The sequence below is a fragment of the Arcanobacterium pinnipediorum genome, from assembly GCF_023973165.1.
Lineage (GTDB): Bacteria > Actinomycetota > Actinomycetes > Actinomycetales > Actinomycetaceae > Arcanobacterium > Arcanobacterium pinnipediorum.
This window is the reverse complement of sequence record NZ_CP099547.1, coordinates 164,663-188,974: the sequence shown is the minus strand read 5'-3', so window position 1 is coordinate 188,974 and position 24,312 is coordinate 164,663. Positions and strand designations below refer to the sequence as shown.

Genomic DNA, 24,312 nt, shown 5'->3' with positions numbered 1-24,312 from the left:
CACGCAGGGTAGCTATGAAGTGTGAGCGCTCGAACTGAGTTGTTCTGTATGCGCAGCCTGAAGATAATCGAATAATTGGTTCTCTACAGGCGATTCCAAATTCAAATCCATCGTAACTACATCGATATCCCTACCAGCATCATCCGTCATGAGCTTTTGTTGTTCATTTTCTGGATGAGCCTGCCCCAGATAGAAGAAATCTTTTCCTTCCGCATCATCTTTTTTCACAAATAGATGGATCTCAAACGATCCACTAAGAATTTTCGCTACTTCTGGACTGGTGAGTTTCCGGCGAGAACGGGTGTACCAATGTAGCTGGTTATGCGAAATGAACTCGTCTTCATATCGTGTCGAGGCAGAAATATCGTCATCCTTTTTATAGGTAACGAAAATAGGACATGTTTTAGTCACATCATCAACTTTGTATCCGTTGATAGTACCTTCTTGGTTCGAGGCGAACCCCAACATTTTACACACGTCTTTTCGTGAGTATCGCATGCCTACTCGCATTTGTGACGACCATGATTCTCGATGCCGAGCAATATATAGGCCAGTTTTGACGATATCCACAATGTGCTCACGGAAATAGGAATCTCCATCCAACATAGTCTGCAGCTCTGGATGCAGGACATAACCATTACCGTTAATGGCGATTAGTGGCTGGTTACCATAGCTTGATTGTTGCGGTTGAGTGAAAAATTCCAATGTAAGTACTGCCTCCACACTTGAACGCAATGTACCCTGATAGAATTGGCCACCAACTTGCCGCTGTGAAAACAAAGCTGGTACTTGTTGATACGTAATTTGCCCATGCTCAAGAAGATACTCAAGTAACAACAATTCGTGAGGCCGTTTTCCTGGAAGTATCTCCTTTGACAGCATCTGTAGAACAGCTTGCTGTTTCTTTTCTGGAGCGCGATCTACATATTTTGCCTTACACAGTAAATCCCAATATGTTTTCTGGCTGGTAGCCATGAGCAATGGATCGGCAGTATCTTGCACCGCAAAGTCATAAAGCTTTGGCACACGATTAAGACGTTGGAACAGTAACCTAATATCGTCTTTCAAATATTTCAGTGCAGAAATATTTGATTGTGTCAGCGCATCGAAAACTCGCTCAGTAGCTATCTCATCAAAATTGATTGTTGAGATTCCAGCAATCGTATTGTCGGCCTTATTATTGATCATTCGTTTACGGAGCTGGTCTTTATTACGCGAATTATCACCAAATAATGCTACCGGAATGAGATAACTATTTTGATAATTTCCAATAAAATCCAGAACTCGCAAATGGTCCTTATTTTTGGCCTTACGAAGCCCACGCCCGAGTTGCTGGGTAAACACAATCGCTGACTGGGTACTACGCAAAAGAACGACTTGGTTGACTTGCGGGATATCTATTCCTTCGTTAAAAATATCAACAGTCAATAAGTAATCGAGTTCCTCTTGTGCTAGTTTCTGCACAGCATCTTCACGTTCTGACATCGAAGTGTCACCGCTTAAAGCACGAGTTCTCACTCGTTTTCCATTTATACTGCGCTGGTTGAGGATAGTAGAAAGCTCATATGCTTCATCAACATTGCTGCAAAAAATCAGCCCTTTTGTATTCCGCGGATGTCCGTAAAGTTCAATCATCCGCACAATATGGTCGACTCGTTCGCTCGCAGTTAGTTGGTTCAACTTCGATAGGTCATCGATCTCTTGTTGCTCAGAATCAATGAAATCAGTGATACCAAAGTAGTGGAACGGCACTAGCATCTCTGCTTCCAGTGCTGCTTGCAATCGAATCTCATAGGGAACATTGAAATCAAAAAGTTCAAAAATATTGAATCCGTCGGTTCGCTCTGGAGTAGCAGTTAGTCCGAGGAGGAAATCCGGTGAGAAATAGTTCAAGATTTTTTGGTAGGTTTCACCACCAGACCGATGAACTTCATCGACGATAATGAGGTCAAAACTATCTGGCGCGAATTGCTGTAAACGTTGTTCGCGCGACATTGACTGAACGGTTGAGAACACATAACTGCGTTCTGTTTCATTTATTGATCCAGCGACTTTTCCAAAGTGGGTACGCGGCTGATCGAGCACGCGTTCAAACTCGTGAATCGCTTTGTCTAGAATCTGTTCTCGGTGAACGAGAAAGAGGATACGTTGCGGGCTAAACATTTTTGCAGCCAAGGCAGCAAGAATAGTTTTTCCAGTTCCGGTAGCCGAGATAATAACAGCTTTATTCTCGCCTTCGTCTCGCAACTCCTGCAGCCGTTCCAATGCTTCTTTCTGCATTGCATTTGGCACAATCTTGCCGCTTTTCGCAATAATATGGTCGTCCGAGCTCAAGATCATGCGCTGGTCTATATGCGTGACAGCCCTACGGTTTTGCTCATATTGAGCGATCCAACTTTGTGTCAGTAATTCAGAATTAGACTTTTGTTGTTTGACTGCTTGCGCTAGGTCTTGGGTAATAAAACCATCAGGAGCAGCCGAGAATTTCATGTTCCATTCGTGATTGACACACAGCGCTCGTTCAGTCAGATTCGATGACCCGACTATCGCGGTTACAGCATTATCGTTGTGATAAAACAAATAGCCCTTGGCATGAAATCCCAGGCCGTTTTGTTTAAATACGTACACCTCGATACCGGGAATATTTAACAGTTCTTCAAAAACTTCCGGTTCATTGAACCCCAAGTAATCTGATGTGATGATTGTTCCATGCACACCGCGATTGACAGCAGACAATATTTCCTGCTTTAACATCGCAAGAGCACTGGAAGTAATAAAGGCAACCGAAAAAACGAATCGAGTAGAGCGCCGCAATTCATGCCGGATAGCATTGAGCATTAACTTTTCTGAATCGTTCCAAATCAGCTCCGGATCATAAATATGATCGTGAGCATCATGTGTTTTGTTCAGAAAACCAAATACAGTGGAATCAGCTAAATTACTATCCGGAAGAAGCATCTCTAATTACCTTTCATCTGCCTAGCAAGCTCCTCAATGACTGGAATATCAGCCGGCGCCCACTCAACGCTAAATAGCTCGTCAGCACCTAGCCATCGACTTTGTTTGTGTTCAGTCAGCGTTGGTTCTTTGCCGATAATCTTTGCAAAATAGGCATCTAGGCGAACAATTCCAAAATCGTATTCATACTCTGATCGGGCAATGAATTCACCTACTTCGGCGTCAGTAAGCAATTCTTCACGCAGCTCACGAGCAAGTGTTTGCTGCGGGCTCTCCCCTGGCTCAATCTTGCCACCGGGAAATTCCCAATATCCTTCGAGAGCTCGCCCTGGGCCGCGCTGCGCAGCCATAATTTTGCCGTCGCGCACAAGAACAGCACCAACCACGTGAATTAATTTCTTCGCCATACTTCACCCATGAAAGTCATTTCATTATCTATTACGAAACCAGGTTAGCAGCCCACTCCACCACATTTCGATTAACGCGCACAGCAGACTCAGACTTTAACTACCTACCCCGCCCGGAAAGCCCCGGACCGGCGAACTTGCGCACGAGTCTGCGCGGGGCATGACGCACCACCACGCTCGCCAGTTTGTAGAGCACAGTCGGGGTCACTTCAACCCGGCCCGCCCGGGCAGCCGCCAACGCAGCCCGCACCACTTGCTCGGGGCTAGCAAACACCACTGCCGGCCACTGCGACGAATCTACGTGGGAACGCTCATGGAACTCGGTGCGAATCAAGCCCGGATTAACCACCGTCACCCCTACCCCGGTACCAGCCAGTTCTACCGCCAGCCCCTCACTGAACGTCCGCACCCACGCCTTGTGCGCTGAATATGTGCCTTGTACGGTCAGCGAGGTCATCGAGGCCACATTAATGATCGTGCCTCGCCCGCGCGCTACCATCGCATCCGCCGCTGCATGGCTGAGCATCATCACTGCGCGAACCATCACATTCAAGCCATCAAGTTCGCGTGCAATGGATCCACCCACAAAATCCTGGCCCAGCCCGAAACCAGCATTATTGACCAGCAAACTTATCGGTGCATCATTTGTGCCCAGTCGCTGCGCCACCCGCTGGGTATCAGCCACATCACCAAGATCGGCGGCAATAACTTCAACCTCAACGCCGTATTGCGCCGCAATGTCGGCACTCACTTCCGCAAGCCGTTCCTGGTTGCGCGCAACCAGCACGACGTCGTGCCCATCGTTCGCTAGCTGGCGAGCAAAGGCGAGCCCTAGCCCTGCACTTGCTCCGGTAATCAACGCTCGTCCCATACGACAAGACTACCGCGTGCCCCGTAGACTGGTCTCATGAAGATCGCAACGTGGAATATTAACTCTGCCCGTGCCCGCGCCGAGCGCATCCTAAACGTCCTGGAACGTCACGATTTAGACGTGTTGGCGTTGCAGGAAATCAAGTGCAAACCCGAGCAATTCCCAGCAGCCGAGATTGAGGCGGCCGGCTACGAGATCGCCACCCACGGGCTTAACCAATGGAACGGCGTGGCGATTATTTCCCGCGTGGGTTTGTCCGATGTGCGCTACGAGTTTCCTGGCCAGCCTGGGTTCACCAAGGGTATTCCCGACGACGGTTCCACATTTGTCAACGGCCCGATTGAAGCACGTGCGATCGGCGCGCGCGTGGGCGGGATCGATGTGTGGTCGCTTTATGTTCCTAATGGCCGCGCGGTTGGCGATCCGCACTATTTCTATAAGCTGGAGTTTTTGCGCGCCTTGCGTGACTTCGCCCAAGATCAGACCCGGCAGGGTGTCGATCTGGCGCTCGTTGGCGATTGGAATGTTATTCCTACCGACGACGACGTGTGGGATCCGTCCGCGATGGAGGACGATATTTATATGACTGACGCCGAACGGGCAGCTTTCCATGCGTTCAATACAGTTGGCATGCGTGAGGTTTCGCGAGATTTCGCCACGAACTACACGTTTTGGGATTATCAAAAGTTGCGTTTCCCGAAGAATGAGGGCTTGCGGATCGACTATGTGTGGGCATCGGAAGCGCTCGCAGACCACGCGATTGCTGGTTCGATTGATCGTGATGAGCGCAAAGGCAAGGGCGCATCCGATCACGTGCCCGTCATTATCGAATTCGCATAAACCCAGTTAAGCTGCCCGCATCTGATTGGTTAGCTCGGGCCAGATCTGGGCATGGTCGGCGCCGAACATGCGCGCCCCGAGGAATATGCCGGCTTTTCCAATACTGGGATCTATCCATATAAAGGAACCTGACTGGCCGAAGTGCCCAAACGTCGTCGTTGGAAAATCAGATCCGGTCCAGTGGGGTGACTTTTCGCCGCGAATCTCGAAACCCAAACCCCACAGGTTGTCTTTTTGCCGGCCGTAACCGGGGAGAATGCCTGGCAGTCCAGGGAATTGTGGAGTGGCGACGGCGGCGGCGAGCTGGGCAGAGATCAGGGTAGGGTGGAGAACTTCGATGGCGAAGCGCGCTAGGGAATCTAGCGAAGATCGCCCGGAATAAGCGATCGATCCGGGGATCGTTGTCTCATCCATTCCCAACGGTTCGAGCACGGCGTGGCTTATCCAGTCCTGGATGCTCATTCCAACGCGATTCGCTAACTCGTTGCCTAAAACATCGAAGCCGTGGTTGGAGTATATGCGCCGGCGGGCAGGGGCTGTGAGCGCCTCACCCGGCTCCGAAGGTAGCCCGGAGGCGTGGGCAAGAAGATGGCGAAACGTCGATCCGGAAGGGCCAGCCGGATCGTCTAGGGAAATTAAGCCACGTTCGACGGCGACCAGTACCGCCCATGAAGCGATGGGTTTGGTGACGGAAGCTAACGAAAAAACTGTATCTGGATCGCCTGCTATTCCATGGATTTCTACGCCTGAGCTCGTCGTTGAGCGGGCGAGAGTCATGTAGGCTCGCGAGAAGGAGAACTGATCAGAAGCTAAGTAATCGTCATACATAGTTCTAGTTTTCCACATTTTGTGAATTTTCCACATTTTACGCTCAGACGGATAAGTGCTTGCATTCGGAACCAAAACAAGGAAGACTCTGATGTGTCGTTACAAAAATGTCCTGACAATTGGCTTGCCCGAAGCTCGAGCGGCCCGAAGGAGAAGATATGTCCAAGATCCGCGTAGGCATCGTTGGAGTCGGCAACTGCGCCAGCTCACTTATCCAGGGAGTCGAATTCTATAAAGACGCCGACCCTGCCACCCCAATCCCAGGGTTGATGCACGTCAATTTCGGCGGATACCACGTAGGTGACGTCGAATTCGTCGCCGCGTTCGACGTCGACGACGAGAAGGTAGGTAAGGATATTTCCCAAGCAATCTTCTCCTCACAAAACAACACCATGAAGTTTGCTGACGTTCCTGAAACAGGAGTGAAAGTCTTACGTGGCCGCACTCTCGATGGTCTAGGTGATTACTACCGCGAGACCATCACCGAATCCGATGCGCCAGAAGTCGATGTGGTCGCCGAACTCAAGGCCGCCAAGGTCGATGTGCTTATCTCCTACCTGCCAGTAGGATCCGAAGAAGCCGACCGCTTCTACGCTCAGTGCGCTATCGACGCTGGCTGCGGTTTCATTAACTGCCTACCGGTGTTCATCGCCTCCACTGAAGAATGGACTAAGAAGTTTGAAGAAGCAGGATTGCCCATCATCGGCGATGACATCAAGTCCCAATTCGGCGCAACTATCTCCCATCGCGACCTCGTGGCACTGATGGAATCACGTGGCGTTCGGATTGACCGCACCTACCAGCTCAACGTTGGCGGCAACATGGACTTTAAGAACATGTTGCAACGCAACCGGCTCGAATCGAAGAAGATTTCCAAGACCAACGCCGTCACCTCAAATATGACTGGCGACGTCGACGATCACAACATTCACGTCGGCCCATCTGACTACGTGCCGTGGCTCGAAGACCGCAAGTTTGCATTCGTGCGGGTAGAAGGAACAACGTTTGGTGAGGTTCCTATCCAAATCGAATACAAGCTCGAAGTTTGGGATTCACCAAACTCTGCCGGCATCGTCATCGACGCACTGCGCGCCTGCAAGATCGCACTCGACCGCGGCATTTCTGGCAACCTACTCTCAGCCTCTTCCTACCTGATGAAGTCACCGAAAGAACAGTTGCTCGATTCCGTGGCTCGCGAACACCTCGAAGAATTTATTGCTGGCGAACGCGAACGCTAAATCGAAAAATAATCTCTGCTATCAATGAGCCTAAAGGACGATACTAGCATTAATCAGTACCGTCCTTTAGGCTCAGCACATCTGTGCTTGGACCTGCTACAGACCTACTTATCCGTATCTTCAGCTAACAAATCACGCATGTGCATCGGATGAACACTCCGCACCGCCCAATACGACAGCGTCAAAATAATGAGGTATGGAATACCGGCATACCAAGCCACCGGCAGTAACCAATATAATCCGATGAAAATCCCCACCGAAGCGGCAATCACAATCGGCGCAACAATATTAGCTGCCCACAGGTGGCGTTGCGCTAACGGCAACCCCGCAGCGCTACGCTTGGAACGGAAAGCCATATGGGTGAGCATAGTCATCACCCACGTCACCAAAATACCGATCGTTGCACAACCGTAAAGCCACAAGAACGCATTTGCCGGGCTGGCAAGAGCCAACACTGAGGCGATGACCATGCCAATCATCGCAATTAGCACGGCGCGACGTGGCGTACCATTCTTTGCAGTGACCGCAGCCCAGCGAGGGGCTTGCCGATCATTAGCAAGAGAATGAATCATCCGGCTAGAAGAATACAAACATCCATTCGCAGCCGAAAGAGCAGCAACGATCAGCACTGCGTTCATAATATGGGCAGCGCCCACCACACCTGTAATATCTAGGGCACGCACGAACGGCGATTCGTCGATCGTGCCATGCGAGCCAGCAGTTTCTGCCCACGGCTGCAACATGAGAACAACGAGTATAGCCAAAACGTAAAACAGCAATAAGCGCCAGATCATGGTGTGTGCTGCGCGTGGGACGTCGCGCTCTGGATGCTCAGATTCGGCAGCTCCAACCGATACGTTTTCAATACCACCGAAGGAGAAAACAGCCAAACAAATCGCTGCTAAGAGGCCTGGAATACCTTTAGGGAAGAAGCCCCCATACTCAGTGAGATTACCGGTACCGATTGCCTCCACACCCGGGAAGAACCCGAACACTAAGGATAAACCGAGCGCAATAAACGTCATAATAGCGATGACTTTAATCATCGAGAACCAGTACTCACTTGAACCGTATAACTGAACCGAAAACAGGTTTAACACCACGATGAATAACGAACACAGTATCGTACCGGCCCATAGTGGCAAGCTCGGAAACCAGAATTGAAGATAGGTGGCAGTAGCTGTAACCTCCGCACCAACAGCAATAAGCATCGTCACTGCGAAGTTCCACCGCGATACGTAGCCACCGTAAGGACCAAGGTATGAAGCAGCTACCGCTCCGTGCCCACCGGGTACTGGATGTACGGAAACCATTTCAGCCAATGCCCACACAACGGCCAACGCCAAGAAACCTGCTGCCAGATACGCAAACACTGTAGCCGGGCCACCGTAACCGATAACCGATCCAGACCCTAAAAACAGGCCGGTACCCAGAGCACCAGAAAGTCCAATCATCGACACTTGCGCAGAGGTTAACCCGCGTTTGAGCTGAACATGTTTACTCTCCATGGCAGAATCGGCAGGGACCGAAGTGGCCCCTGCCGATTGTGCTGGTACGTTTGTCTGATCTTTCATAGGTAGGAGCATACCCGCATGCTCACCCAAATCCTACATGTGTCCACTTTTTGGGACATGAACCATGCAGATCAGTAGGCTCAATCTTGAGAAACAACTAATTTCAATTTGTGCCCGTTATCTGCCGGTGGCATCTGCTCTGAAACAACGTCACCTGTTTCCCGATCAAATACTGAAGTATCAAAATCAGCGCTTTCAACCACAACATGTTGCCCGTCGCTAACCTCACCAGCAAGCAACATGCGAGCCAGTTGATCGCCTATTTCACGCTGAATCAAACGGCGTAACGGGCGAGCACCATATGCCGGATCGTAGCCTTCTAACGTCAACACAGACTTCGCATCATCTCGCACATCAAGAGAAATTCGGCGCGCGGCCAACCGCCCAACCAGTTGCGCTACCTGCAAATCGACGATCTGCCCGATATCTGCAACACTTAACGGTTCGAAAACAATCACATCATCTAACCGGTTTAAGAACTCCGGCTTGAAATGTGCGTGTACCGCATCAAGTACTGCTCGGCGCTGGTCAGCGACGCTTAATTCACTGTTGGTTAAGAACTGCGATCCCAAATTCGACGTCAAAATCAAAATCGTATTCCGGAAATCAACTGTGCGTCCTTGCCCGTCAGTGAGGCGTCCGTCGTCGAGAACTTGTAACAAAATATCGAAGACTTCCGGGTGAGCCTTCTCCACTTCGTCGAGCAAAACCACCCCGTATGGGCGGCGGCGAACTGCCTCGGTGAGCTGACCACCTTCTTCGTATCCAACATATCCTGGAGGTGCTCCGATCAGACGTGCCACCGAATGCTTTTCTGAGTATTCCGACATATCGATCCGAACCATGGCTCGTTCATCGTCAAAGAGGAACTCGGCCAACGATTTCGCCAACTCCGTCTTACCCACACCGGTTGGACCAAGGAATAGGAAGGAACCGGTTGGCCGCTGCGGATCAGCTACTCCGGCACGCGAGCGCCGCACAGCATCTGAAACTGAGGCCACTGCCGAACGCTGACCGATGAGGCGTCGGGCGATCTCATCTTCCATCCGCAACAGCTTTTCCGTCTCTCCTTGCAAGAGTCGACCCACTGGAATACCCGTCCATGCTGAAACAACATCAGCAATGCCATCGGCATCAACCTTTTCGGCAATCATCGGCGCTTCATCAACAACGGTGTTTTTGTCTGCTTCCCCAGCCGCAATTTGGGCCTCGACTTGTGGAATATCGCCGTTTTGGATCCGTCCAGCATCCTCGTATCGTCCTTCACGAATCGCCTTCTCCAGCTCGGTGCGTAGTTCATCGAGGCGCACCCGCAAATCTCCAACCTTATTCCGCCCAGCTTTTTCCGCTTCCCATCGCGCATTGAGCGAGGCGAGAGCTTCAGATTTATCTGCTAGTTCCGCATCGAGTTTTTCGAGCCGATCGGCTGCGGAGGCGTCGTCATCAGAATCAGTTTCTTCCAAATAGGACTTTTCCATCTTCAGTCGATCTACTTGGCGCTGAAGGACGTCGATTTCCTCGGGTGATGAATCCAGTTCCATCCGCAAGCGCGACGCAGCTTCGTCCACAAGGTCGATCGCCTTGTCTGGCAGTTGCCGCCCGGAGATATAACGATCCGAGAGAGTTGCTGCGGCCACAAGCGCACCGTCAGAAATAGTGACCTTGTGGTGTGCTTCGTACTTCGGCGCGATGCCTCGTAATATTGCGATGGTATCTTCGACGCTGGGTTCGCCCACAAATACTTGCTGGAATCGGCGCTCAAGTGCCGGATCTTTTTCGACGTGTTCGCGGTATTCGTCCAGCGTTGTGGCACCAACCAGCCGCAGTTCGCCTCGAGCCAGCATGGGTTTAAGCATATTCCCTGCGTCCATAGCGCCTTCGCCGGCGCTACCTGCACCCACGACGGTGTGCAACTCGTCAACGAAAGTAACGACTTCGCCGTCGGATTCTTTAATTTCTTGAAGGACGGCCTTTAGCCGTTCTTCGAATTCACCGCGGTACTTCGCGCCGGCAACCATCCCCGCAATATCAAGGGAAATCAACCGTTTTCCGCGTAACGATTCAGGCACATCGCCATCGACGATGCGTTGAGCGAGTCCTTCGACGACGGCGGTTTTTCCGACGCCGGGTTCACCAATTAGTACCGGGTTGTTTTTGGTACGCCGGGACAAGACTTGGATGACGCGCCGGATCTCTGAATCGCGACCAATTACCGGGTCCAGTTTTCCGTCCCGTGCCATTTGGGTTAGATCCGAACCGTATTTTTCTAAAGCCTTAAAAGTGCCTTCAGGATCGGGCGAGGTCACCTTCGCTGACCCGCGCACGCTCGGAAGCACGGCGATGAGTTGTTCGCGTTGCGCATTGGCGGCCCGTAAAATATCGCCAGCTGAGTTTTGACTGCTGGCAATAGCTAGTAGTAAATGTTCAGTGGAGATATAGGTATCTCCGAGCGCAGTAGCCTCTTTCCCTGCATCCGATATTACTAGCGAAAGATTGCGTGAGGCTTGGGGTTGGGCTGCCGTCTGGCCGTGAACTGCCGGCAGGGTAGCTAATTGTGCTTGAGCACGTTCGACGACGTCGCTCACGTTGACGCCCACCGCGTCAAGTAGTGCGGTTGCTACGCCACCAGATTGTTTGAGTAAAGATACCAACAGGTGGGTTGGTTCTACGTGCGGGTTGCCCGCACGTATCGACATCTCGATCGCATCGGCCAATGCCTCCTGCGACTTCGTTGTTAACTTATCCATCTGACAAACTCCTTGATCATTGAGCTTAGCCTCGCGGGTTAAGCTGCTGCTATGTTTTTCAACGTCTCTAGGGTTGAGTCTATTCCACTCAACTTTAATTAACAAGACCCAATATAGTTAGGTAACTTGCACAGCAGGTAGAGTACGGAGCTATATAGCGGGTAGAATAAGACATAGGTTGCACATCGAACAGGCTTCACGATTCGAAGTCGTCATGGTGGCCAAAAACCGAAAGGAGAATAGAGATGTCTCTATTTGATAAAGCAAAGGAAGCGCTCAACAGCGATCAAGCAGAAGAGCTTACCGATAAGGTACTAGATAAAGCTGAAGAAGTAGCTAAAGACAAGCTCGGCGAAGAGCATACCGATAAGATCGATACTGTCCGTGACACTATCGATTCCAAGCTCGGAAACGAATAATTCTTCACCTTTCGGCCGGGTCAACCATCACGCAGTGACGCGAAAAACGATGTTGGCCCGGCCGTTAGGCTATCTACATCGACGAGCCACGGCGAACGTGGCAACAACTTCGGCTCAAAAACCGCCAAAAAATCTGGTGCCGTGCGAATATCTGACACTGCCATCTCGTCACCACCCAACTGCAACGAGGTCGCTAACAAGGCGATAATATCGCCTACCTGCCAGCCGTATTGACTCAACTGACCGATCGTTACTGCACCATCGCGTTTAGCTAACCGCACACCGTCGCGATTCAACACCAGCGGAACGTGCGCATACTGGGGATGCGGATAACCCAAAACATGTTGGAGATACATCTGACGCGGAGTCGAAGGCAATAAGTCATCCCCACGCACAATCTGCGTAACACCATATTCGGCGTCGTCAACCACAGAGACGAAATTATACGAATATACGCCGTCTCCTCGACGAATCACGAGATCGTCAATCGCTGCGCGATACGAACCGCATTGGATATCATCAACCGTCCCTTCACGAACACTGCTCGCCAAGCGGAAAGCCGGACCGCGATTCATCGCAGCGAGTTTTTCTCGCCCCGCCCTGCGTTCGGCATCGGTTAAGTATCTGCAGGTTCCAGGATAAGAACCAGGAGGACGATGCGGTGCTGAGGCCAGCGCAGCCAGCTCCTTTCGGGTGCAATAACATTCATAAAGCTCACCTCGAGCCATCATCTGGGCAAAAATCTCATCGTAGCGCGCCAAGCGTTGGCTCTGGAAAACAACCGGGCCGTCCCAGTCGATACCCAACGCATCGAGATCACGCAGTTGCGAATCGACGAACGGTGGGCGCGAACGCTCATCGAGATCTTCCATACGCATGTGAAAGCCACGCCCACTATGGCGAGCAAACGCCCATGCCAGCAACGCTGTGCGCAAATTCCCTAGATGGAAATCTCCGGTTGGAGAAGGAGCAAATCTGCCCTGCCCTACCTCATCCACGCTCGCGGTTTCGTTCATCATTATCCGCATTATCCGCCCACAGCTAAAACATCACTACCGATTCAATTATAGGGACAAAACTTAAAGCATGGGATTTGGAAAAAATATTATTAAAACAACTGCTATCACTGCACTGGCTGGTGCGATTGCGTCGTATGCGACGAACACCGATACGGTGTGGAACAAAACCCAGCGCAAACCCGCATGGCAGCCACCAAAAGAGCTGTTCCCGATTGCCTGGTCAGTACTCTACACCTCGATCGCAGGCGCATCGGCAGCGGTCTTGACGAAACTCGATGCTCAGGCCGATGAAGCAGGGCCAGACGAGGCTGTTCGAGCCCGCGTCGATCGCGAGCGTCGCAAGTTCAAGCGCGCCTTGACGGTCAATCTTGTTCTCAACGCTACCTGGAGCGCATTGTATTGGAATGTGCGCGATCGCTGGCTATCTGCCGCAGAAGTCACGCTGCTTGCTGCGTCATCAACTCATTTAGCTTATCGGGCTGGCAAAGTCTGCCCAGCAGCTGGCGTTGCACTTGTGCCCTATGCGGGATGGACGGCGTTTGCCACTGCGCTCAACGTCGAGATCGCGCATCTCAACAGTTAACGGATAAACGTTTTCTGGCCGGAGCTTCCAGCGCTTCCAGTTTCCGTTAGAGCAAGACCAAGTGTTTGAGCTACTGCTTGAGCATCCTCAGTGAGATCGATGCGCGAGAAATCGCGGGCGACGAAGAACTGTGCGCCGGCGGCATCGTCACCTCCTTGGCATGGCATGAATGCGTAGGCGGGAATGTCTCCGCTGGCAGCGTTTAAGAGTTTGGTGCCGTATCCGCGGCGGCGAACATCGGCGCGCACACCCAACCACGTCACCGCCAGCAGGCGTTCATGGCCGGCCCCCAGGGCGTCCGAACGCACATACCCCACAACCTCACCGTCGAGGTCGGCAAGCCATATAGTTGACGCACCCTGATCAGTGAGAATCTGGACAATTTCCCGATACTCTTTTTCCTTATTGAAATCCACATCGGGGAAATCTTGCGCGAAAATCGCGGTTCGAAGCTCGAATAACGCATCGGCGTCGACACGCGCGGCCGGTCGGAGATAAAAACGTTCAGAAGTATTCATGTTTTTATTGTGTCATGACTAGGAAGAAGAAAACAGGACAACATAAGGCGGGCCACACCGGAACACCTGCATTGGCTGCGCTTGAAGCCGCGAATGTTCCCTTCACACTCTACGAATATGAGCATTCGCAAACCATGGAACACGGCTATGCCCAAGATACGGCACAGATCCTTGGAATCGATCCAGATACGGTGTTTAAAACGCTGATGGTTGAGTCTGGGAAAGATGCTTTTATCGCGATTGTCCCAGCTAGCGCCCGGCTGAATCTAAAGGCGGTCGCGCACGCAGCTGGCGTGAAATCGGTAGCAATGATGGAACCATCACGAGCTGAAAAAGTCACCGGCTATGTAACTGGCGGAATCTCGCCGCTCGGGCAAAAACACCACTTTCCCATCTTCCTGGACGAAAGCGCGGTCATCGCTGACGAAATATTGATCTCGGGCGGGAAACGGAGTTTGTCAGTGGGTATCGCACCGGCAGATTTTATTGCTGTATCGGGTGCACAAGTCGCCGATATTGCTCAGTGGTAAAACTTTTAGTGACGGTTGCAGTTTCGTACGGCGACAAGAACTTCCTCTACTAGTCTCTGGGCAGAGCGCAACTCATTTGCGGGTTCGACGTGCTTTGGTGGCTCTTCGCGTGTTGATGGTTCTTAACGTGCTGGCGGTTCTTCAAGTACGGGCAGTTCTTCAACTACGGGCAGTTCTTTTGAAAATGGCCCATTCAAACGGCGGTTTTTTGCGGCTATCAACCAGCAACAACCTCTAACTACCACTTTTGTTCTGCGTGCTGGCCCGCAACAATCTATATCTGCCATTTTTTACTCCAACCACGCCCACCCCGGGCGACAACTACCATTTTTTACTCCAACCACGCCCACCCCGGCCCATAACTACAACTTTTCTTGCTTACCGTCCTATAGCTACCGCTTTTCTCGCCTGCTCATCCTCAGCAATCTACGTAAACAGCCACAGCCGGCCAACCAAACCCGGTTTTATTCTGAAATGTCTGATTTTCAAGGGTGGTGGTGAAGTTTGCCTGTTACAAAACCGGGGTATTTGGGGCGATGACCCCGTATATGAGGTCATCGCCCCAAATACCCCGGTTTCGGCACAACTTGTGGTCTTATCGAGGCGAAATCAGGATGGATAGTAGCTGAAATAGGCTCTGGAAGCATTGAATGGCAGCCGAGATAGGATTTGGAAAGTTTGGCTGGCAGTTGTGCCGGGATCTGGCAAGTTTGGTTGGTACTTGCGATGGGTTTTAGATGGATGGGCCGGTAGTTAAGCCAGGCTCGCGCCAAAAGTTGCGTGACGGATGCGTTTTCGTCCACGCACTCACGCTCTCCTATGCACTGGGATAAAACGAATCTCCTAGCTAGTACATGACCCCACATCACATTGCGGGGTTGGGTAGTACACGCAACGGTAAGGCCAAAAGTAAGGGCGGGGAACTCCTTCTAAAGAGTTCCCCGCCCTTGGTTAATGCCAGGCTTTAGTCACTGACTAGATATGAGCACTTAGGCATCCTTGCGTCGGATAAATAATGCCATGCCTGCCAAAATCATCAGTGTTGCCAAAGCTCCTAGTGCTAGTACATCAGCACCGGTCTTGGCCAAGCTCGGCATATTTTCGGCTGGATTGACAAGCTCTGGAGCTTGTGGCTGTGCTTGAGCTCCAGGCTGGATATCTGCCTTCGGCTGCGGCTGAGGCTGTGGCTCCGGCTGCGGCTGCGGCTGCGGCTCCGGATCGGGCTGGATCGGAGTAGCTGGAACCAACTCAGTCCACGGGATAGAGCAGGCTAGTTCTTCACGAGTCGGAGCAGTCCACTGCCATTGCGTTTTCTGACCATCAGCGAAGACGTACCCGTCCATTGCCTGGGCCTGAACGACAACAGTCTTACCGTATGGATACTCGTACTTGTTGGCGTTATCAGCAAGCGGTTCCAATGCCACACCATCAACACTTACCGTATACTTCACGCCCTCGACCGGCTGAACTTCGACAAATGGTCGAACACTACAGGTCACTGGATCGGCTGCAGACGGTTCACCTGGCACTACCGTAATCGGGTCTGGCTCAGGATCGCGAGTATCGATAGCCACCTTGATTGGATCGTGGTCTGAGGAACGGAATGGTGATTGGGCATCGAAGAGATTTTCGTAGTTGATGTTGTAGTTCCAACGCGAATACTCGAAAGCAACCGGCTCCATCGCGTTAACGTTCCATACATCAGCGGCCTTAACCATTTCCATGGCTGCCGGGTTACCAAGAGCATGATCGAGCGAACCGACAACACCACCGAATTGGTAGGAATGATTCGTTACGCCCATCTTCTCGGCAATTGACTCGTATCCGAACTGATCTTCCAACGTTACCAGCGGGTCTTCATGGGTGTAGGAATTCAAATCACCGAGCACAAACACCGGTTCTTCAGCGAAATTCGCAGCGACCCATTGTGCCATTTCGGTTACTTGCAAGACTCGCATATTGTTGTTGTTTCCTTGGAAACCATCGTTTGGCACCGTGTCTTTATCGGAACCCTTAGACTTCAAGTGGTTAACGACGACGACGAACGGCTTACCTTCAGCCACACCATTCTTGATCGCTTGGAACTTTTGTGCCAATGGCTGGCGGGCATAAGCCCACTGATCACCGTCGTACAAAACCTTAGATTCGTCAATTGGTTTAACCTCATCTTTTTGGTAGATGAAAGCCAATCGAATAACGTCTTGGTCGTCTAACGCAGGCAACTTATCGACCGTAGGCGACTTCACGTATGCCCACTTCTCAGTGCCGGCGTCTGCGTTCAATGCTTGAACCAATTTGGCGATAGCGAAGTCGCGATCCTTCCCAAACTTGACTGAGTTTTCGATTTCTTCAAGTCCTACAACCGATGAGTCAAGGGCGTTAATTGCTTTAACGATCTTCGATTCTTGCTTGGCAAACGCGGCAGCCGAATATGCTCCACGCGGTAAACAACGGTTGGTGGTCAGTTTCGTTCCATCAAACGCCGCATAGCCGGAACATTTCTCGACGTCTTCACCCAAGGTGGTGAAGTAGTTGAGCACATTAAACGAGGTAATCGTGACATTACCTTCGTCAAACTGTGGTGCGTCTTGGCGGGTAGAGGTAAACGATACCCACTTCGTCCACTCAGTATTAGTCAGATCGTTTTTGTCTGAAAGTGGCTTCGTTGGCTGTAGATTCCACCGATTTTCGTAATTGTTTCGGCCAACTGAGTTTGCCCGGTAGTCCAAGATCATCGGCTTGGGGAGCTTGATAACCGTACCGACTCGCAACGGATTATTCACGTCCAAGTATGGCACTGGGTTGTTGTAGTTTGGCCAACGGTTATCAGCCTTGCCGAAGGTGGTGTAATCAATGGAAGCACCGTCATCAAGGGCGATGCGTTCGCGTTCGATCTTATCTGCTAAACCTTGCCACTGGCTCTTATCGGCAGTTTGATCCGATGGAATCCGGAACGGCTTGTCGCCTGGCGCCAAATCTAGGCGACCGTGGCGGTTGGTTAAATAGTTAGCTGTAATGGTGTAGTCGCCAGTGACTTGGACCAGCATACCTTCAAGCTTTTCGCGTGCTTCTTCTGCATCTGGAATACGCTCAACAGTAACTGGCTGGGGTGCCTTGAAGCTTTCGTCTTTAACTAGTTGGGTGACGTTCTTCGCTGGGTCACCACCGTTTTTGTCGTAGACGCTGATCTGGGTCAATCCATAGTATTCGGTCGCTGTTCCAGCTACTTCGAGATAATCGCCTACCGCAATCATTCCGGTTTTTCCGCCGTGCTTGTCACTTAAATTCTTAAAGTTTCCGACGTAGACGAAGATACCTTCCGAGGCATTGCGTGCTTCTTGTGCAGTTGTTCCGCCGCTTCCAGAGGTTTGGAGGTAGAAGCCTTGGAAACCACCATATGGATAAACCGCAGTGACGACGCCGACCGTTTTGACGTTTTGATCAGCATACGGGCTTTGATCGCCTTCACCCTGGATTTGTGCAATGGTCAGGTACTGAGATGGATCAGCAGGATCAGTTGGATCTGCTGGATTAGCCGGGTCAGCAGGATTAGCTGGGTCAGCAGGATCGGCTGGGTTGGTCGGATCAGCAGGATCTGCCGGGTCAGCCGGGTCAGCAGGATCGGCTGGGTTGGCCGGATCGGGTGGAGTGACCTCAGCATTATCCTTCGCGCTCATCGGAGTGGCAACCAAAACCGAGAAATCTGCACTGTTGTTATTGGTATCAACACCAGCAACAGTGCGTTGGAAAGACATCTCTCCCTTGGCAACTCCTGCAATAGCCTGACCTTCACCAATGCCTGATGTACCCCAACCAACTAGGTCAACTGCCGCAGCATCAGCGGTGAGCTGCGATGGAACACTATCTGTTGCAAAAAGACCAACCGAGGCACCAGCTTTGGCTGCACTCATATTAAATGCGCCATCGGTTTGATCGGCATTCAATTCATGTACCGGATTGCCATCACGAGCTGTGACGAGATAATAACCCTTAGGCGCAACTGTTCCCACCAAATGCGTTTGACTACCCGCCTTCTTACCGCTGCGAGCATAGCCTTGCAGTACATAATTACTGAGGTCAATTGGATCATTAGTTGGGTTATACAGCTCAACAAAGTCCCGGTAAGTTCCTTTATTCGCTGTACCATCAACATAAACTTCGTTGATAACTAGATGGTCTGTTCCAGTGCTCTGCGCCGCAGTGGCTGGCAATGCTTCCACCGCGATTCCGAGCATAGATACCAGCACAACACTCATCAACTTCTTCGAACGCGAAAGCATCATATGCGTGCACTCCCTATCCATCTCAACGCCATCGCCATTCGATAACGTCTGCAATGCTATAAGACCATCTAAAATTATCAATTTTCCTGTTATAACGCAGGTAGATAGTCAGAAATAACGAAACGATGTGAGGCACTACATTTACACCGAGCCTGCTACCAGTACACTAGTGGTTATGACTAGCTTGCATGTACGCCAATTATCCGAATCTGAAATCGACCACATTACCTCGAATTCTCAACTTGCTGAAGAACGCGGTTTACTACAATCGCTCGATATGCTTGATACCGCCGCTGGAGAGCTACGCCGATCCACGCCAACAGATCTGAGTGCGGACGTCGATATTTTAGGTGCAGCTCTGGGACTACACCTATCACAACGCACCCAGATGCAGTGGGCGGCACTCACTGATGGCGTCGAATCTGCAATCGTCTTAATTGGCACTGCCGGCCAGTCAACAATCGTCGTCTACCCATTCGACGTCGCCCAGCGGCGCTGGAAGGATAACGACGACGAAACATTCCAGTCCTACGTCGCCGAAGTTCTCCAGGCAATCGAGCAGAGCGAAACTGACGCTACCGCGGACTAAACCGGGAAGGAATCACCAGTTTCCGGGTCACATCCCACGGTTGTGTGAAACCTTCCCGGATCAGCAACCGATCCATAAGATACCCGGTTAAACCCCAGATCATCAGCCCATCTAACGCGAAACCAGGTCCAGTGCGCGTCGAATACTGCCACGTACCTCGATTGTCCGGGTGGGCAAGGTCAGCTAGCTTGAGCCAATGCGCACTAGCAACTTCTAACTGGCTCAATACCAGCGGATACGGATTCGACGTCGAATATCGGGCTGCGAGCCGGCCCACGACGGGCACTATTTTTTGCCCGGTACGCGGCGCTACTATGGCAGGCATCTGGCCATCCACATCAATATCTTCTGGGCAGATACCCACTTCTTCGAAGGTCTCTCGAAGCGCAGTTTGTACTGGGGTTTCATCCCCTTCTTTCCCACCGCCCGGAAAACTGATTTGCCCAGCGTGGCTACGCATACGCGAGGCCCGAACAGTAACCAAAACTGCCGGGTCATCTTCAGCCGTCAATAACGCCAAGACTGCTGCGTTGAAATGCGTCATGAGATATCGTGAACGTCTACGATATCGCTCTGATCATCGTCCAGCTCTTCGCCGGGGCTCAAATACGGCAAGCTTTGCCTATCAATCCGCGCACGCATGTGCTGCTCAAAAAGTTCCATCAACCAGTCAAGCTGACCTGGACTTGGCACAAGTGCACTGGAGGTATCGTAATGCCCGCTATCGTGAAGTGTTTGGGTTGTACGCTTGCGTTCATCTTCGCGAACTGCCCGCAAGGTACGTCGCAAAACGTCGATGGATCCAGAAGCTTCTACTTGGCCAGAGGAGTTCACGGCAATCACACGCTGTTGACGTTCTTGTTGTGAACGCAGCTTTTCTTCAACAAACGTGTATTCGGCGCGCAACTGCGCTAGTTGGCGTTCGATAACGGATTTCGCGTTGGCGAGCTGGGCGAGCTCGTCACGCAATTCGAAAATACGTGATATGCCAGCTAGGTTTATGCCTTCTTCTTGCGATAACCGCTGGATCTCGGTGAGCCGTTCGACGTCGTTGAGTGAATATCGCCGGCCGCCTCCGCGAGTGCGTTTGGCAACAACCAGGCCAAGCCGGTCATATTGGCGTACCGTCTGGGCGTGCATTCCAGCTAGTTCGGCGGCAACCGAGACCGTAAGAATCGGTGCATTGTGTGAGACTTTTGCCAACGTGCCCACCTCCTAGTGGATTGTGCGCCCGCCGCGAGTGCGCGGCGGGCAGATTTGGTTAGATATGAGCCATCTTAGTAAATTCTGCGCGCGGATCGTGATCTTGCATCGCTGTGCGATATTCTTCGACGGCGCGGCGAGCCTGGTCAGGTAGCTCTTCTGGAACGTTGATGGTGAGATGAACGAACATATCGCCAACGACTCCGTTAGCTCCTTGGAGGCCTTTGGCACGTACGCGCATTTTCTTTCCAGACGACGATCCTGCCGGGATCTTTACTTTCACTGATTCACCATCAATGACGGGCACATCGATCACGGCACCTAGTGCTGCTTCATCGAATGATACTGGCACGGTGAGGTGAACATCGTGTCCGTGGAGTTCATAAACCGGATGGGTCTCTACAGTGACTTCGACAAGTAGATCGCCGTTTTGGCCACCGTTGGAGCCTGGATTGCCTTTGCCTTTCAGGCGAATTTTTTGCCCGCTCGCAACGCCCTTCGGGATGCGGGCAGTTACTGGTTTACCGTTGATATTCAGGGTTATGGTTGCACCATCAACAGCTTGACGGAACGTCAGTTTTGCTGAGGCTTTGACGTCTTGGCCGCGTTCTGGCCGACGCCCGAACCCGCCGAATCCGGATGGTCCGTTGGGGTGTGGTGCTCCTTGGCCGAACATGTTTTTTAAAATATCTTCAAATCCGGGGGTGTCACCCATCGAGCTATACTGTGCTCCGCCGCGGGCGCCTTGCCCGAAAACTCCAGAGAAAATATCTTCGAAGCCGCCACCAGATCCGGGGGTAAACCGTGCCCCGCCAGACATTGAGCGAATCGCGTCATATTGTTTGCGCTCTTGGTCGTCTTTGAGCACGCTGTATGCTTCGGAAATATCTTTGAATTTTGCTTCTGCGCCGGTATCTCCCGGGTTGCGATCTGGATGGTATTTTCGCGCAAGTTTACGGTATGCGTTTTTGATTTCTTCGGTGCTTGCATTCTTGGAAACTCCAAGGGCCGCATAGAAATCTTTGTTCATCCAATCTTGACTTGCCATAGTCCTCACCTCCTCACAGGTGTACTTTGGTTGTGTAGTTCAACGTAGGTTGGGTTCTTTAGCTTGAAATTACTCTGGTTTGACGACGCCGACGCGCGCCGGACGCAAGATACGTTCGCCGACCTTGTATCCGGGTTGAATAAGCTGGCTGATCTGTTCTTCTTCGACGTCACTAGAGGTGGTAGCCATGAGTGCTTCGTGGAGGTTGGGATCAAACAGATCGCCTTCGGCGCCAAAGCGCTCAAGCTTGAAATTGGTTTCCAGCGTTGATTCTAACTTGGTGATAATTGCACCAGTTGGGCCTTCCAGATCGCCATGAAGGCGCGCTAAGGCAGCATCGTCAAGTACGGGTAGGAGTATGTCGAGAACTTTGTTGACTCCTGCTTCGTATTGCATGATGCCATCGGCTTTGGAACGCTTAACGTAACCGTTGTATTCTTGGCGCAAGTTATATAAATCTGCATTGCGGCGGGCAAGTTGTTCTTCAAGTTCTGCCACTTTAAGCAGTGCTTGATCTGCTTGTGATAACTCTGGTTCGCCATCTTCGACCGCGCTGATTCCTGGCTCGGGTTGGCTTGTTTCCTCAGTTGGTTGAGCTGCAGGTTCGGTGGTTTGGTCTGCCGCCTCGTTATGCTCTAGCTGTTGATCATCTTCGGACTGGGAGTGTGGGTTGAGTGGTTCATCTACCATTATTGTTCCTCTTTTTCTCGTGATATATGTAGCGTGCGGGGGCCGCGATGATACCGCGGCCCCCGGATACGGCTATCACTTGGAGTCGTTGTCGTCTACGATCTCAGCATCGATGACGTCATCGTCGCCTTGAGGACCTTGCTCAGTGGCACCAGCGTTGGCTTGCTCGGCTTGAGCTTGTGCGTAGAGTGCTTCACCGATCTTTTGTGCCTTGGTGTTTAGCTCTTCAGAAGCAGACTTGATGGCTTGAATATCTTCGCCCTTGAGTGCTTCGTTGAGAGCTTCAACAGCAGTGCGCACTTCGGTTGTTACGGCATCATCGAGCTTGTCTTCGTTGTCCTTTAGGACCTGCTCGATGCTGTAAACTTGCTGTTCTGCAGTGTTACGGATATCGGCTTCTTCCTTGCGCTTAGCATCTTCGGCAGCGTGCTCTTCTGCTTCTTTAACCATGCGCTCGATATCTTCCTTCGACAGCGCCGAACCGCCGGTGATGGTAACCGACTGTTCCTTGCCGGTGCCCAGATCCTTAGCTGAGACATGGACGATACCGTTGGCGTCAATATCGAATGTGACATCGATTTGTGGGCGTCCGCGTGGAGCTGGAGCGATACCACCTAATTCGAAGGTGCCAAGGAGCTTGTTGTCGCGGGCGAATGGACGTTCGCCTTGGTAGACCTGAATGAGAACCGAAGGCTGGTTATCTTCTGCGGTTGAGAAGACTTGGGAGCTCTTGGTTGGAATTGCGGTGTTGCGCTCGATCATGGTTGCCATCCGCCCACCGAGGGTTTCGATACCAAGGGATAGTGGGGTGACGTCGATGAGCAAAACATCGGTGCGATCTCCAGCTAGTACGCCTGCTTGGAGAGCTGCACCTACAGCAACAACCTCATCTGGGTTTACGCCCTTGTTTGGTTCCTTACCGCCGGTGAGTTCTTTGACTACTTCGGTCACAGCTGGCATACGGGTTGAGCCACCAACGAGGACGACGTGATCGATCTCGGAGATCTTCACATCGGCATCTTCGATAACCTTCTTGAATGGAGACTTGGTTCGTTCGAGCAGATCTTTGGTCATTTCTTCGAAGGCTGCGCGGGTGAGGCGCTCATCGAGGTGGAGTGGACCGTTTTCTGACATCGACAGGTACTGCAAGTTGATGTTGGTGGAGGTGGCCGAAGAAAGTTCCTTCTTTGCCTGCTCTGCAGCTTCCTTCAACCGCTGGAGTGCAACCTTATCCTTGGATAGGTCAACGCCGTGGTTGTTCTTTACCTGGGTGACGAGCCAGTCGATGATGCGCTGATCCCAATCATCGCCACCGAGCTTGTTATCGCCCGAGGTTGCCCGAACCTGGATGGTGGAAAAACCATCTTCGTCTTTGCCTACTTCGAGGAGGGAGACATCGAATGTTCCACCGCCGAGATCGAAGACGAGGATGAGCTCATCTTCCTTACCTTTTTCAAGCCCGTAAGCCAGAGCCGCTGCGGTTGGCTCGTTGACGATGCGCTGGACGTTTAGGCCAGCGATCTGGCCGGCATCTTTGGTTGCCTGGCGCTGTGCATCGTTGAAGTATGCCGGGACGGTGATAACCGCATCGGTCACGGTATCGCCCAAATAGGATTCTGCATCCTTCTTCAATTTCTGTAAGATAAATGCGGAAATCTGTTGCGGGGTGTAGGTCTTTTCGTCGATGTCAATCGACCAATCTTCGCCCATGTGGCGCTTGACGGACGAAATAGTGCGTTCGACGTTGTTTACTGCCTGACGCTTTGCGATTTCACCGACAAGAACTTCACCAGTCTTAGAAAAGCCCACTACTGATGGGGTGGTACGCATACCTTCTGCGTTTGCGATAACGGTTGGTTCGCCGCCTTCAAGGACGGTGACGACCGAGTTTGTTGTTCCTAGGTCAATACCCACTGCTCGTGCCATGGAATTGTCTCCTTATCTGTTAGCGCTATGCGCTGTTCACA

20 protein-coding genes are annotated in these 24,312 nt (G+C 51.7%); 6 read left to right on the top strand and 14 right to left on the bottom strand.

Annotated features, from left to right (window positions below; all coding sequences use genetic code 11):
• Positions 1-12: 12 nt before the first annotated feature.
• The 3 genes from NG665_RS00785 to NG665_RS00775 form a co-directional block, all read right to left on the bottom strand.
• Positions 13-2,958, bottom strand: coding sequence for a DEAD/DEAH box helicase (locus tag NG665_RS00785; protein WP_252673437.1), 2,946 nt, complete (start codon positions 2,956-2,958; stop codon positions 13-15).
• 2 nt (positions 2,959-2,960) lie between these two features.
• The gene (locus NG665_RS00780) at positions 2,961-3,365 is read right to left on the bottom strand and encodes a (deoxy)nucleoside triphosphate pyrophosphohydrolase (protein WP_252673436.1); all 405 of its coding nucleotides are present in this window, start codon (positions 3,363-3,365) and stop codon (positions 2,961-2,963) included.
• A 100-nt stretch (positions 3,366-3,465) separates the two neighbouring features.
• A complete protein-coding gene (locus NG665_RS00775; protein WP_252673435.1) occupies positions 3,466-4,236 on the bottom strand; it encodes an SDR family NAD(P)-dependent oxidoreductase in 771 nt (256 codons plus the stop codon).
• A 36-nt stretch (positions 4,237-4,272) separates the two neighbouring features.
• Here NG665_RS00775 and NG665_RS00770 point away from each other — a divergent pair, with 36 nt between their 5' ends.
• Positions 4,273-5,076: an exodeoxyribonuclease III gene (locus NG665_RS00770; RefSeq protein WP_252673434.1), complete on the top strand. Its 804-nt coding sequence runs from the start codon at positions 4,273-4,275 to the stop codon at positions 5,074-5,076.
• A gap of 6 nt (positions 5,077-5,082) precedes the next feature.
• Here the strand turns inward: NG665_RS00770 and NG665_RS00765 are convergent, their stop codons facing one another.
• Positions 5,083-5,904, bottom strand: a complete 822-nt coding sequence (locus NG665_RS00765) for a serine hydrolase domain-containing protein (protein WP_252673433.1) — start codon at positions 5,902-5,904, stop codon at positions 5,083-5,085.
• A gap of 158 nt (positions 5,905-6,062) precedes the next feature.
• Between NG665_RS00765 and NG665_RS00760 the strand changes: the two genes are divergently transcribed.
• The gene (locus tag NG665_RS00760) at positions 6,063-7,142 is read left to right on the top strand and encodes an inositol-3-phosphate synthase (RefSeq protein WP_252673432.1); all 1,080 of its coding nucleotides are present in this window, start codon (positions 6,063-6,065) and stop codon (positions 7,140-7,142) included.
• A gap of 104 nt (positions 7,143-7,246) precedes the next feature.
• Here NG665_RS00760 and NG665_RS00755 read toward each other — a convergent pair whose 3' ends face one another.
• Positions 7,247-8,716: an amino acid permease gene (locus NG665_RS00755; RefSeq protein ID WP_252673431.1), complete on the bottom strand. Its 1,470-nt coding sequence runs from the start codon at positions 8,714-8,716 to the stop codon at positions 7,247-7,249.
• An 80-nt stretch (positions 8,717-8,796) separates the two neighbouring features.
• On the bottom strand, positions 8,797-11,463 hold the full coding sequence (clpB, locus tag NG665_RS00750) for an ATP-dependent chaperone ClpB (RefSeq protein WP_252673430.1): 2,667 nt from the start codon (positions 11,461-11,463) through the stop codon (positions 8,797-8,799).
• A gap of 245 nt (positions 11,464-11,708) precedes the next feature.
• Between clpB and NG665_RS00745 the strand changes: the two genes are divergently transcribed.
• A complete protein-coding gene (locus NG665_RS00745) occupies positions 11,709-11,882 on the top strand; it encodes an antitoxin (protein ID WP_252673429.1) in 174 nt (57 codons plus the stop codon).
• A gap of 20 nt (positions 11,883-11,902) precedes the next feature.
• On the opposite strand, the gene gluQRS is transcribed toward NG665_RS00745, so the two are convergent.
• Entirely contained in the window at positions 11,903-12,901 is a 999-nt protein-coding gene (gene gluQRS / locus NG665_RS00740) for a tRNA glutamyl-Q(34) synthetase GluQRS (protein ID WP_252673428.1), read from the bottom strand.
• Between the two features lie 67 nt (positions 12,902-12,968).
• Between gluQRS and NG665_RS00735 the strand changes: the two genes are divergently transcribed.
• On the top strand, positions 12,969-13,484 hold the full coding sequence (locus NG665_RS00735) for a TspO/MBR family protein (protein ID WP_252673427.1): 516 nt from the start codon (positions 12,969-12,971) through the stop codon (positions 13,482-13,484).
• On the opposite strand, the gene NG665_RS00730 is transcribed toward NG665_RS00735, so the two are convergent.
• The gene (locus NG665_RS00730; RefSeq protein ID WP_252673426.1) at positions 13,481-14,002 is read right to left on the bottom strand and encodes a GNAT family N-acetyltransferase; all 522 of its coding nucleotides are present in this window, start codon (positions 14,000-14,002) and stop codon (positions 13,481-13,483) included. The two genes, NG665_RS00735 and NG665_RS00730, sit on opposite strands and share 4 nt — an antisense overlap.
• Before the next feature lie 14 nt (positions 14,003-14,016).
• Between NG665_RS00730 and ybaK the strand changes: the two genes are divergently transcribed.
• Entirely contained in the window at positions 14,017-14,532 is a 516-nt protein-coding gene (ybaK, locus tag NG665_RS00725; RefSeq protein WP_252673425.1) for a Cys-tRNA(Pro) deacylase, read from the top strand.
• Between the two features lie 989 nt (positions 14,533-15,521).
• Here the strand turns inward: ybaK and NG665_RS00720 are convergent.
• The gene (locus NG665_RS00720; protein WP_252673424.1) at positions 15,522-18,815 is read right to left on the bottom strand and encodes an ExeM/NucH family extracellular endonuclease; all 3,294 of its coding nucleotides are present in this window, start codon (positions 18,813-18,815) and stop codon (positions 15,522-15,524) included.
• A 175-nt stretch (positions 18,816-18,990) separates the two neighbouring features.
• Here NG665_RS00720 and NG665_RS00715 point away from each other — a divergent pair, with 175 nt between their 5' ends.
• Complete coding sequence (locus NG665_RS00715) at positions 18,991-19,404, top strand: DUF3806 domain-containing protein (RefSeq protein WP_252673423.1); 414 nt, start codon at positions 18,991-18,993, stop codon at positions 19,402-19,404.
• Here NG665_RS00715 and NG665_RS00710 read toward each other — a convergent pair.
• The 5 genes from NG665_RS00710 to dnaK form a co-directional block, all read right to left on the bottom strand.
• Complete coding sequence (locus NG665_RS00710) at positions 19,391-19,948, bottom strand: NUDIX hydrolase (protein WP_252673422.1); 558 nt, start codon at positions 19,946-19,948, stop codon at positions 19,391-19,393. The two genes, NG665_RS00715 and NG665_RS00710, sit on opposite strands and share 14 nt — an antisense overlap.
• Positions 19,945-20,607 (bottom strand): heat shock protein transcriptional repressor HspR, encoded by a 663-nt coding sequence (locus NG665_RS08645; RefSeq protein WP_289812918.1) that lies wholly within the window; start codon positions 20,605-20,607, stop codon positions 19,945-19,947. Before NG665_RS08645 ends, NG665_RS00710 begins: the two co-directional genes overlap by 4 nt.
• Before the next feature lie 58 nt (positions 20,608-20,665).
• Positions 20,666-21,655, bottom strand: coding sequence for a DnaJ C-terminal domain-containing protein (locus tag NG665_RS00700; protein WP_252673421.1), 990 nt, complete (start codon positions 21,653-21,655; stop codon positions 20,666-20,668).
• Positions 21,656-21,724: 69 nt separating this feature from the next.
• Positions 21,725-22,345, bottom strand: coding sequence for a nucleotide exchange factor GrpE (grpE, locus tag NG665_RS00695; RefSeq protein WP_252673420.1), 621 nt, complete (start codon positions 22,343-22,345; stop codon positions 21,725-21,727).
• 75 nt (positions 22,346-22,420) lie between these two features.
• Positions 22,421-24,271 (bottom strand): molecular chaperone DnaK, encoded by a 1,851-nt coding sequence (gene dnaK / locus NG665_RS00690; protein ID WP_252673419.1) that lies wholly within the window; start codon positions 24,269-24,271, stop codon positions 22,421-22,423.
• Positions 24,272-24,312 lie beyond the last annotated feature (41 nt).